The organism is Bacillus inaquosorum KCTC 13429 (assembly GCF_000332645.1).
GTDB classification, from domain to species: Bacteria; Bacillota; Bacilli; order Bacillales; family Bacillaceae; genus Bacillus; species Bacillus inaquosorum.
The window spans coordinates 1-13,362 of record NZ_AMXN01000016.1; the positions used below are offsets into that span (position 1 = coordinate 1).

Sequence of the window (13,362 nt, forward strand, 5' to 3'; positions counted from 1 at the left end):
TTTGTGAACACGCTGGCGCTGCGGACACGCCCGGAGGGCGGGAAGCCGTTTGTGCAGTATTTGCAGGAAGTGCGCGAGACAGCATTGGGAGCCTACGAGCATCAGGATTATCCGTTCGAAGAGCTCGTCGACAAGCTTAAATTGACGCGGGATATGAGCCGGAATCCAGTTTTTGATGCGATGTTTATCCTTCAAAATATGGAAAAGCAGGACATGGATCTGGAAGAGATAAAAGTCCGGCCCGCCAATTTCGCACATCACATTTCTTTATTCGATATCACACTAATAGCAACGGAAACAGATGGAGCCATTTGCTGCGAATTGGAATTTAGTACGGAAGTATTCCTGAAAGCTACGATTGAGCGCTGGGCAGCTCATTTTATCGAATTTCTGCATGCGGCACTTTCTAATCCTGAAACAAACCTTTCACAAATAAACATTCTTAGTCATCAAGAAAAACAAAAGATAGTCTTTGAATTCAACAAAACTCAAATTGAATTTTCTCAAAAAGATGTTCCTTTTCATCGCATATTTGAAGCGAGAGCTGAAGAAACACCAGAACATATAGCTGTTATTGATGACGAAACACAGATTAGTTATCGGCTTCTAAACGAAAGAGCCAATCGACTGGCACGGACGTTGCAAAAAAGAAAAGGGGCGAAGCCAACTGTGGCTGTTTTAGCCAAGCGGTCCATTGATGCAATTGTTGGAATCCTAGCAGTAATGAAAGCTGGCGGAGTGTATATCCCAATCGATTCACATTATCCAAAAGCTAGAATTGAATACCTTCTCCGTGATAGCGAAGCAGACATTCTTCTTTTGCAGCAGGAGTTGAAGCATTTGATTTCAAACTCTTCTGAATGTGATATATCTCACATCTGCCTTGATGATGAGAGCTCTTATGAAGAAAACAGCTGCAACCTTGACTTATCTCCTGCTCCTGAGGATGTAGCATATATCATTTATACGTCAGGAACTACGGGCGCGCCTAAAGGCGTTATTGTCACCTATCGGAACTTTACCCATGCAGCTCTTGCTTGGCGGCAAATTTATGAACTGGATCGGAAGCCTGTCAGACTGCTCCAAATGGCGAGCTTTTCATTTGATGTCTTTTCAGGAGATTTAGCGAGAACATTGATCAACGGCGGGACTCTAATCGTTTGCCCAGATGAAAAGCGGCTGGAACCTGCTGAATTATATGGAATCATGAACTCTCGGCGAATCACGATAATGGAGTCAACGCCGGCTCTCATTATCCCAATTATGGAGTATGTATACCGTAACAAGCTCAAGCTTCCTGACTTAGACATATTGATTCTTGGTTCCGACATGGTGAAAGCTCAAGATTTCAAAACATTGACAGAACGCTTTGGCCAAAGCATGCGCATCATCAATAGTTATGGCGTCACAGAAGCGACGATCGATTCCAGCTGCTATGAAACAAGGATGGGAGAAGAGTATACGGGAGATAACGTCCCAATTGGCAGCCCGCTACCGAATGTACACATGTACGTACTCAGCCAGACTAATCAAATTCAGCCGATTGGCGTTGCCGGCGAGCTATGCATCAGCGGAGCAGGTGTTGCGAAAGGCTATCATAATAAACCTGACTTAACGCAAATGAAATTTACAGAAAATCCATTTGTCTCCGGAGAAAGGCTGTACAGAACCGGTGATCGAGCCTGCTGGCTTCCAAACGGAACGATCAAGCTTCTTGGCCGAATGGATTATCAGGTGAAGATAAATGGATACAGAATTGAAACAGAAGAAATTGAAAGTGTTCTGCTTCAAACCGGGCTGGTCAGAGAAGCTGCTGTTGCCGTTCAGCATGATAAGAATGGACATGCTGGTTTAGCAGCATATATTGTGCCTTCAGACGTCAATACGAATACTCTCCGTGCTGCTTTAACAAAGGAGCTGCCGGCATATATGATTCCTGCGCATCTGATTCCTATAGAAAAACTGCCGCTGACCCTAAACGGAAAGCTGGACAAAAACGCCTTGCCGGCTCCAAATGATGTGTTCACACGTCCATATACGGCACCAGTTAACGACATACAAAAAACGATAGCGGAAATATGGGAAGATGTCCTGTCCATTGCGCGAGTCGGCATTCACGATTCCTTTTTTGAGCTTGGCGGAGACTCAATAAAAGCATTACAAGTGGCAGCACGGCTGGCCGCTGAAGGCTGGAGCATGACAATACGTGACTTATTCCGTTATCCAACGATTCAGGAGCTAAGCGGACATATCACACCATTGGCATCTCAAGCTGATCAGGGACCTGCGGAAGGTGAAGCTGATCTCGCCCCGATTCAGCGAAGATTTTTCGGACAGGTTCATGCTTTTCACTACCATTACAACCAGTCCGTCATACTTTTCAGTGAAAAAGGATTCAATACTAATGCGCTTCGTCGGGCGCTGCGTAAAATAACCGAGCATCACGATGCAATTCGCATGGTTTTTCAACGAAATCAAAACGGCCATGTCGTTCAGTATAATCGCGGAATGAATCACAACGATCATGAACTGTTCGGCCTTCACATAGCAGACTGGACAAAAGAATCACTGGAAAGGACTCAGTTTGATGAAAAACTAGCCGCTGAGGAAATCGGCATTCAAAGCAAAATGAATGTACAAAAAGGGCCTCTGCTGCAAGCAGGTTTGTTTAAAACGGCAGAAGGGGACCATTTGCTGATTGCGCTTCATCATCTTGTGATAGATGGCGTTTCTTGGAGAATACTGCTTGAGGATTTAGCTGCAGCATACCAGCAGGCTTTAGAAAAACAAGAGATCCAATTACCGCCAAAAACGGATTCTTATTTGTCCTACGCCAATGGTCTTGCACAAATTGCTGAAAACAAACAATTGCTTGCAGAAAAATCATATTGGCAATCAATTTTGGACGCTCACACTGCTTTTCTGCCTAAGGACACGGAAAATGTGCCAGGAAGACTGCAAATGAACAGCGATACAGCGGCGTTTGTACTATCCGGGGACTGGACTGAAAAATTGCTGTTTGAAACCCAGCAAGCCTATGGCACTAATGCCAACGAACTTTTGCTTACGGCGTTAGGAATGGCGCTTTCTGAATGGACAGGACATGACCAAATCGTGATTAGCACTGAGGGACACGGTAGAGAGGGGCATGTGCCAAACATTGATATTTCACGGACAGTTGGATGGTTTACTTCCATTTATCCTATTCTGCTGGACATGGGTATTCCCGAGCCTTTCGAGGATCAGCTCGCATACCGAATTAAGACGACAAAAGATATGCTGAGAAGGGTACCGAACAAAGGAACTGGTTACGGATTGTTAACACACATAGGAGAACTACCTCATAAAGAGCCTGAGGTTAGCTTTAATTATCTCGGCCAATTTAGCGAAGAGAAGGAAGCTGAAACGTTTCAATTATCATATTACCAGCCTCGTTACGAAATAGCGGGTGAGAGAGAACGAGAGTATGAGCTGGACATCAATGCCCTCATTACGGACGGAAGGCTTCAAGTAAAAGCGGTATACACCCAAGTGTTCAACCAACACTCAATTGAGTGTTTTATGGATCGTTTTCACAGGCATCTTATCGAGATGATTGAGCATTGTTCTCAGAAAAAAATACGCGAAAAAACGCTGAGTGATTTCAGCAATAAGGAATTAACGTTGTCTGCATTATCTAGCATCGAAGATCTCGTGAAAGATCTTTAACTTTTGAAAAGGTGTGTGAAATTGATGGCACAAGCGGCACAGATTCAAGATATTTATCCGTTATCGCACATGCAGGAAGGAATGCTGTTTCATTCACTGATGGATGTCAGCTCAAAAGCCTATGTCGAACAGACCTCGTTTACGATCACAGGGAATCTATGCATCGACTCGTTTCAAAAGAGCTTAAACCTTCTTGTTTCCCGGTATGATATTTTCAGAACGATTTTTATTAAAGAAGTCCAAGATCTTACAGGTCCGCAGCAGGTAGTCCTGTCAAACCGGGAATTGACAGTGTATAGAGAAGATTTTTCTCACCTGGCCGATCATGAACAGCAGGCTCTGATCGATGCTTTTATGACCAAGGATCGGGAAAAAGGATTTAATTTGCAAAAAGATCCGTTAATGCGTCTTGCCCTTTTTGATAGAGGCAACAGCCAATATACATGTGTCTGGACACATCACCATATCATCATGGATGGCTGGTGTCTAGGCATTATTCTTAAAGAGTTTTTCAGCATGTATGATTCGCTCAAAAATAACTCACCTGTACGGCTTGGCAGCACGGTACCGTACAGCCGCTATATTGAATGGCTCGGAGAACAAGATCAAGAAGAGACTGCTGCTTACTGGAGCGAATATTTGAAGGAGTACGGCAATACTGCATCTATCCCCCGGATAAATCCCCGCCCGGCGGACGGGGATTATAAAGCCGACCAGATCAGCTTTTCTTTAGCACCGGAAATGGTTGAGAAACTGACTGAGGCCGCCCAAAATTGGGGAGTGACATTAAACACGTTGTTTATGAGTATGTGGGGCGTGCTCCTCCATCGATATAATGCCACAGATGACGCAGTTTTTGGCTCCGTCATTTCGGGACGCCCGTCAGCGATTGACGGTATTGAATCAATGGTCGGCTTGTTTATTAATACTATCCCAGTGCGAATTCGATCTGCGGAGGGCATGACGTTTTCTTCGCTGGCCAAAGCCGTGCAGGAGGATATTTTAGCATCTGAACAGCATGGGTATTATCCGCTTTATGAAATTCAGAACCATAGTCCATTGAAGCAAGGGTTGATCGATCATATTTTTGTCTTTGAAAATTATCCTGTACAGCTTGATCAGGCGTTAAGTATTGAGAGTGAAGACGAGGAAAATGCACTGAAGCTTGGTGACATTTCAATGTCGGAGCAAACCAATTACGACTTTAATATCGTTATTGTTCCGGGAGAATCATTTTATATCAAATTCAGCTACAACGCAGCCGTTTATGAACGGGAGGAGATGCTGAGGATTCAGAGGCATCTAAAACAAGCTCTAGATTGCATTTTGGCACATCCCGATATTGCCGTCAGTGACATCAATATCGTCCCGCCGGAGGAGCAACAGGTTATCCAATTGTTTAACGAAACTGAGCGTCCTTATGTGAACAAAACGATATCCCAATTGTTCGAGGAACAAGCCCGCAAAACACCTGAAGCTGCTGCATTAAAATTGGGAGACGATTGCTGGACCTATCGCCAATTAAATATAAGAGCCAATCAGATTGCGCACGCCCTGATAGAAAAAGGCGTTGGATCTGGAGATATCGTGGCTGTGATGATGAACCGGTCAATGGAAATGTCTGCAGCTCTACTTGGGATTTGGAAAGCAGGCGGCGCTTATATGCCGCTTGATCCAAATTTCCCAGAAGAACGTCTTTCTTTTCTGCTGAAGGACAGTCAAGCAGCTCAATTGCTGATAGAAGAAAACCTTATGTCATTCATCCCGCCGCACTATAAAGGAAATATGATAATGATAGAACATACAGAAAGTCACCAAACAGCAGCTCCAGATGTGCCGCTTGGTGATCTCGCCTATTTGATCTATACGTCGGGAACGACAGGGCGCCCTAAAGGTGTTCTAGTTAATCATCAAGGCATTGCCAATACATTGCAATGGAGACGGGAAGAGTATGGCATGACCGAACAGGATATATCCCTCCATTTGTTTTCATATGTGTTTGACGGTTGTGTGACGAGCTTGTTTACCCCGCTTATATCCGGTGCGTGCGTATTGCTGACAACGGATGACGAAGCGAAGGATGTGCTAGCCCTTAAACGAAAAATAGCCCGTTATAAGGTCAGTCACACGATCATTGTTCCTTCCCTGTACCGGGTGTTATTGGAAGTGATGACTGCTGACGATGCAAAAAGTCTTCGTATTGTGACATTCGCTGGTGAAGCGGTCACGCCTGACCTGCTTGAGATGAGCGAAAAGATTTGTCCTTCTGCAGAATTGGCAAATGAATACGGGCCCACAGAAAATAGTGTGGCAACAACAATATTGCGTCAACTGAACGAAAAAGAGAGGATCACGATCGGACACCCGATTGCGAACACAAAAGTATTTGTTTTACACGGAAATCAAATGCAGCCGATCGGCGCGGCGGGTGAACTGTGTATTTCCGGCACGGGGCTTGCCAGAGGATACTACAAACAGCCAGAGCTGACAGAGAAAGCATTCTCCGATCATCCGTTCCTTGAAGGGGAGCGTTTATACCGAACAGGTGATGCAGGCCGCTTTTTGCCCGATGGAACGATTGAATATATAGGACGTTTTGATGATCAAGTGAAAATTAGGGGTTACCGCATTGAACTGAAAGAAATTGAAACGGTTCTTCGACAGGCGCCAGGAGTGAAGGAAGCAGCAGTACTGGCCCGTGATGTTTCTGCTGAGGAAAAAGAGCTTGTTGCTTATATCGTTCTGGAAAAGGGAAACAATCTCCCGGATTTGCATCGGCTTCTTGCCGGGACATTGCCTCCCTATATGATTCCAGCAAGTTTCATCAACATCAGCCGGATGCCATTAACATCCAGCGGGAAGCTTGACCGCTCAGCACTTCCTGAACCAGAAAACAATGCGAGCCTCACATATATGCCGCCCCGAACTTTAATCGAGGCTGATCTCGCACATATTTGGGGAGATGTGCTGAATAAACAGCAAATCGGCATTCGTGATGATTTCTTTCAATTAGGCGGACAGTCCTTAAAAGCGGCCGCACTGGTTTCAAGAATACATAAAAAGCTTAATATCGAGCTGCCGATCAGTGAGGTTTTTTCTAATCCGACAGTTGAAAGCATGGCAGTCAAATTGATGAGCTTAAAAGAACATGCTTTTACACAGATTGATCCTGCGGATCAAAGAGATGTCTATCCGCTGTCTTTCTCACAAAAACGATTATATGCTCTCCATCAGCTGGCAGATGACAGCACAGGCTATAACATGCCCGCTGTACTTGAATTACGCGGAAATCTGGATCGCCAGCGGTTGAGAAGCGTTCTCACAGAACTTGTGAATCGGCATGAAGCATTGCGGACTGTTTTTGTGCTTGACAGAGGAGAGCCCGTGCAGATCATTCATCCAGAGATGGCTTTTGATCTGAAAGAGCTTGAAATGGAATCAGAACAAATGCTTGAGTCCGCAATCGAATCTTTTATCAAACCGTTTGATCTATCGTCCGGTCCGCTTTTTAGAGCATGTGTCATTACAATGGGCAATAATCGCGGCTTTTTGCTGCTCGACATGCACCATATTATTGCCGACGGTGTCTCGATGCGCACTCTTGTCCAAGAATTTACTGACTTGTATTGCGAAAAAGAGTTGCCAGCTTTAAACCTGCATTATAAGGATTTTGCTGTTTGGCAGCAAGAAAAGTACCCGAAAGAGCTATACAAAAAACAGGAGGCCTACTGGCTCGATCAGCTTGGCGGGAGTCTTCCAGTATTAGAATTACCGCTTGATAAAACAAGACCGCGTCTCCCTGATTTCAGCGGCGGAACAATCGAAGTAAACATTGATAAAGACACGGCAGATGAGCTGCACCGTTTAATGGTTGAAACGGGAACAACGTTGTATATGATTCTTCTGGCTGTCTATTCTATTTTACTTTCCAAGCTAAGCGGGCAAGAGGATATTGTCGTCGGCTCGCCTGCTGCCGGAAGACCGCACGCCGATTTGGAGCGCGTCATCGGGATGTTCGTAAATACTTTAGCGATGCGCAGCCAGCCCGAGGGCCACAAAACGTTCAGCTCGTATTTGCAGGATATTCGCCACCTGGCTCTGACGGCTTACGAGCATCAGGATTATCCTTTTGAGGAGCTGGCAGATAAGCTCGATACACATCGAGAGGTAAATCGCAACCCGCTGTTCGATGCGATGCTCGTGCTTCAAAGCAGTGAGGATTTCCAGTTCGAAGTGCCTGGTCTATCAATTTCGTCTGTCACTGCAAAACACGATATATCTAAATTCGATTTGACATTACACGCTGAGGAGCATTCGGGCGGGATTCACTGCCGGTTTGAATACAGCACCGCTCTTTTTGAAGAAGAGACCATTGCGCGATGGGCATCCCATTTTATTGAACTGGTGAAAAGTGTAACGGCTGATACCAAGATGAGAATTTCGGAAATGCAATTGCTTCCTGCTGCAGAGCGCAATTTGCTCCTTGAAAAAATGGGACAGTATGCCGCTTATCCGAGAAATGAAAACATTGTAAGCTTATTTGAAAAGCAAGCCGCTGAACATCCGGAGCATCTCGCAGTGGTGTACGGTCACTCTAAGCTTACTTATCGAGACCTGAATGAAAAAGCTGAGCGGACAGCTGCTATGCTGATCAAACAAGGGGTCAGAACTGGCGATATCGTAGGTCTGATGCTCGATCGGTCACCTGATATGATCATTGGCATTTTATCGATTTTAAAAGCTGGAGGGGCCTACTTGCCGATTGATCCTGAATATCCTCAGGAACGTATCAGTTTTATGCTCAATGACAGCGGGGCAGAAATGTTGCTGACAGAGCGCGGCCAAAACAAACCTGCAGACTACAACGGGCCTATTATGTATATCGATGAAGGTGATAGCGACTCAATTCCGGATGATTTAAACATTCAAGAAACCCTATCGGATCAGCCGGCTTACGTGATATACACATCCGGAACGACTGGCCAGCCAAAGGGCGTCATTGTCGAGCACCGCAATGTGATCAGTCTTTTAAAGCATCAAAACCTGCCTTTTAAATTTGGCCATGAAGACGTCTGGACGTTCTTTCATTCATATTGCTTTGATTTCTCTGTATGGGAAATGTTCGGTGCGTTATTAAACGGAAGTACACTAGTCGTGGTCTCTAAAGAAACAGCCCGTGATCCCCATGCATTCCGATTATTGTTAAAAAAAGAACGCGTCACTGTACTCAATCAGACCCCGACAGCTTTTTACGGCCTGATGCATGAAGATCAAAACCATACGGATCGATTAAACATCCGATACGTGATTTTTGGCGGCGAAGCTTTACAGCCCGGCATGCTTCAAAGCTGGAATAAAAAATATCCTCATACTGATCTGATCAATATGTATGGTATTACAGAAACGACGGTACATGTAACATTCAAAAAATTGTCCGCAGCAGACATTGCAAAAAATAAAAGCAATATCGGACGGCCGCTTTCAACTCTGCAGGCTTATGTGATGGATGCTCATATGAATCTGCAGCCGATCGGAGTTCCAGGGGAGATGTATATAGGCGGTGAAGGTGTGGCACGGGGATATCTCAACAGAGATGAGCTGACCGCTGACCGTTTTGTGCCTAATCCTTATCTTCCGGGGGATAGATTATACCGAACAGGAGATCTTGCTAAACGCCTGTCAAATGGCGAGCTGGAATACTTAGGCCGCATTGATGATCAGGTTAAAGTCAGAGGACACCGTATTGAGTTAGGCGAAATCCAGGCGGCTCTTCTTCAGCTTCCAGCTATTAAAGAGGCGGCTGTCATCACAAGAACAGATGAGCAAGGGCAAGCAGATGTATATGCATACATCGTGACAAAAGATCAACAGGCCGCGAATGCATCAGAAATCCGGACTTCTCTAAAAACCATGCTGCCTGACTTTATGCTGCCGGCCCGTTTGATACAGATTGACAGCATCCCGCTTAATGTTAATGGAAAGCTTGATCAGAAAGCCCTGCCGGAACCTGAAAAAAACGCTTATACGGCTGATGATATCAGACCAAGAAATGAGATTGAAAAGGTGATGGCTGAAATTTGGGAGGAGCTTCTTGATGTGGAGGAGCTGGGCGTAAGCGCCAATTTCTTTGAGCTTGGCGGAGATTCTATTAAAGCACTGCAAGTTTGTGCCAGACTGAAGCAGCGCGGCTTTGAAACGACAGTACGTGAGATGTTTGAACATCAGACTCTTGGCGAACTGTCCGCTCGTGTTCGAAAAGCCGTACACGTCATTGACCAAGGTCCGGTCGAAGGCGAGATCACTTGGACACCTATCCAGCAATGGTTTTTCTCGCAATCTCTGGAAATCCATCATTTTAATCAGTCCGTTATGCTCTATCGGACTGAACGATTTGACGAGACAGCGCTTAAAAAGGTGCTAAAAAGCCTGGTGATTCATCATGACGCACTGAGAATCGTATGCCGGTATGAAAATGGCAGGCCGGTTCAGATAAGCAGAGGAATAGATTTGCCAGATAAGGAGCTATATGCTCTTGAACTGTTTGATATAAAGGATAACTTAACAGAAGCGCATAACAGGATTAAGGAAGCAGCCAGCCAGATGCAGGAGCATATTCGTTTGGAAACCGGCCCATTGCTTCACGCTGGATTGTTTAGAGCCGAGAATGGAGACCATTTGTTTCTGACGATTCATCACTTAGTTGTTGATGCAGTTTCATGGCGCATTTTGTTCGAGGATTTTTCAACAGCTTACAAACAGGCAGTCTCAGGAGAATCTATTAAACTGCCGCAAAAAACAGATTCATATTTAACGTATTCACAAAGAATAGCTGACTACTCTAAAAGCCGCCAGATACAGCGAGAAGAAGTGTATTGGGATGAGCGAGAGAACCGTCACATTCAACCTATTCCTAAAGACAATGAAGCAGCACCAAACACATTCAAAGATACAGAAGTGATTGATTTTAATCTGTCCAGCCATCATACAGAATTATTGTTAACGGCTGCACATAAAGCATACAGCACGGAGATGAATGATATCCTTCTGACAGCTTTAGGCCTTGCTTTGCAGCAATGGACAGGCTATGACCAGTTTAAAATCAGCATGGAGGGCCATGGAAGGGAATCATATCTTGAGGATATTGACATTAGCAGAACAGTCGGCTGGTTCACCTCGATTTATCCTGTATGGCTTGATATGAGCCATTCTGATCATAAGAACAAAGATGAGCGGCTGGGCCACCTCATTAAACAGACAAAAGATATGCTGCACCGTATACCGCATAAGGGCGCAGGCTACGGTGTGCTGAAATATACCAACAAAAAATGGGGCTCTGAGAAAGGCAGCCCGGACATCAGCTTTAATTATTTAGGCCAGTTTGATCAGGATATTCAATCAAAAGCCTTTGAGGTTTCTGACATCAAGCCAGGGAATGAGATCAGCCCGGAATGGGAGCGGCCTTATGCACTGGATATCAGCGGCGCCGTTTCTTCGGGATGCCTGAACATGCACATGATCTATAACAGGCTTCAATTTGAGAAAAAAACAATCCAAACATTTGCAGAGCATTTTAAACAGACTCTGGAAAATATCATTGAGCATTGTACGGGCAAAGAAAACCGAGAATGGAGCGCATCTGATTTCACTGATGAAGATTTAACACTTGATGAATTGAGTGAAATTATGGGTGCCGTCAACAAACTATAGGGAGAGGAGATTCACACTGATGCCGCAGCAACCCGAAATACAGGATATATACCCTTTGTCTTTTATGCAGGAAGGGATGCTTTTTCATTCACTGTATGATGAACAGTCAAGAGCTTATTTTGAACAGGCTTCTTTTACGATCCATGGACAGCTTGACTTGGAGCGTTTCCAGAAAAGTATGGATGCTGTTTTTGAAAGATACGAAATCTTCCGAACGGCGTTCATCTATAAAAATGTAGCCAAACCCCGTCAAGTCGTACTCAAGCATCGTCATTGCCATGTTCATTTTGAAGATATTTCTCACCTCAACGAAAGAGATAAAGAACATTGTACCGAGGCATTCAAAGAGCAGGATAAATCCAGGGGATTCGATCTCCAAACAGATGTACTGATGAGAATATCTATTTTAAAATGGGCGCCAGATCGCTATGTCTGTATCTGGAGCCACCATCATATTTTAATGGATGGCTGGTGTTTAGGCATCGTTATTAAGGATTTTCTCTACATTTATCAAGAGCTGGGAAAAGGTCGGCTTCCTGATTTGCCTCCCGTACAGCCGTACGGGACGTATATTAAATGGCTGATGCAGCAAGACCGAGAAGAAGCGGCTGAGTATTGGAAAAAGAGGCTTCAGCATTTCGAAAAAGCTACGCCTCTGCCGAAAAGAACAGATCAAATGCCGGATGGGACATTAGAGCAGATCACGTTTTCCATTCCTGAAAAAGAAACCTCCGAATTACAGAAAATCGCAGCAGCTTCTGGAGCGACACTAAACACTGTTTTCCAAGCTTTATGGGGGATTATGCTCCAAAAGTTCAATCGCTGCGGCGATGCTGTGTTCGGATCCGTTATATCAGGCAGACCTTCTGAGCTAAAAGATGTGGAAAACATGGTCGGACTTTTTATCAATACCATTCCTATTCGAGTCCAAAGTGATTCTCTTTCTTTTTCTGACCTAGTCAGCAGGATGCAAAAAGACATGACTGAAGCAGAAGCATATAGTTACTTCCCTTTATATGACATTCAGGCGCAGAGTGCTCTCAAACAAGAGCTTATCGATCATATTATCGTCTTTGAAAATACACCTACCCAGCAAGAGATTGAAGGGCTGAATCAGGCTGGATCATTTGATTTCTCCGTGAAGGATTTTGAGATGGAAGAGGTGACCAATTATAGCTGCAGTGTCAAAGTGATCCCAGGCCGTACGTTGTACGTTCGGATTCATTTTCATACCGGCGCTTATCAACCAAGCATGATGTCCGAGATAAAAGATTATTTACAGCACATGGTCTCTGACGTCATCTCTGATCCATCTCTCCCCGTGTCAAAGATGACATTGTTAGATGAGAACAAAACACGGAAAATCGTTTCTCAAAACAACGGGGCAGTATCTGTTTCGCCTGAAGCCCCAACCCTGCACGGTCTGTTTGAACGACAGGCGGCTGTCACACCGGAACGGCCGGCCATCCGCTTTTCCGGCGGTTCGCTGACGTACGCTGAGCTTGACATGTATGCCAGACGGCTGGCTACGCGCCTCGCGGCACGCGGCGTCACGAAGGAAAGCATCGTCGGTGTCCTGTCTGAACGGTCACCTGAAATGCTGATAGCTGTACTTGCTGTATTGAAGGCAGGCGGGGCGTATTTGCCGCTTGATCCTGCATATCCAAAGGAACGGCTGAGCTATATGCTGAAAGACAGCGGGGCCGCGCTCTTGCTGGCACAGCCGGGATGTTCCGCACCGAGCTTTTCCGGAGAGATGCTTGAAGTGGACATGGCATCTCTTGCGAGCGAAGAAGCAGAAAGCCATGTATTTGCTCCTGCTGACAGCGGCTCTCTCGCCTATGTCATCTATACGTCGGGCTCCACCGGGCAGCCAAAAGGGGTAGCGGTTGAGCACCGCCAGGCTGTTTCCTTTCAAAACAGAACTCCAGTCACCTTGTAATCTCG

The 13,362-nt window shown here is 45.3% G+C and carries 2 protein-coding genes and 1 pseudogene; all 3 read left to right on the forward strand.

The genetic code is table 11. The features are described 5' to 3' along the window. A partial coding sequence (locus BSI_RS00085) for a non-ribosomal peptide synthetase (RefSeq protein ID WP_032732417.1) occupies positions 1 to 3,708 on the forward strand: 3,708 nt, incomplete at its 5' end. A 24-nt stretch (positions 3,709 to 3,732) separates the two neighbouring features. Further along, entirely contained in the window at positions 3,733 to 11,415 is a 7,683-nt protein-coding gene (locus BSI_RS00080; protein WP_003242403.1) for a non-ribosomal peptide synthetase, read from the forward strand. A gap of 19 nt (positions 11,416 to 11,434) precedes the next feature. Beyond that, a pseudogene (locus tag BSI_RS00075) lies at positions 11,435 to 13,330 on the forward strand (condensation domain-containing protein); the annotation flags it as partial. Positions 13,331 to 13,362 lie beyond the last annotated feature (32 nt).

Coding starts and splice junctions, on each gene's coding strand:
- BSI_RS00080 (WP_003242403.1), top strand. CDS start 3,733: ATGGCACAAGCGGCACAGATTCAAGATATTTATCCGTTATCGCACATG.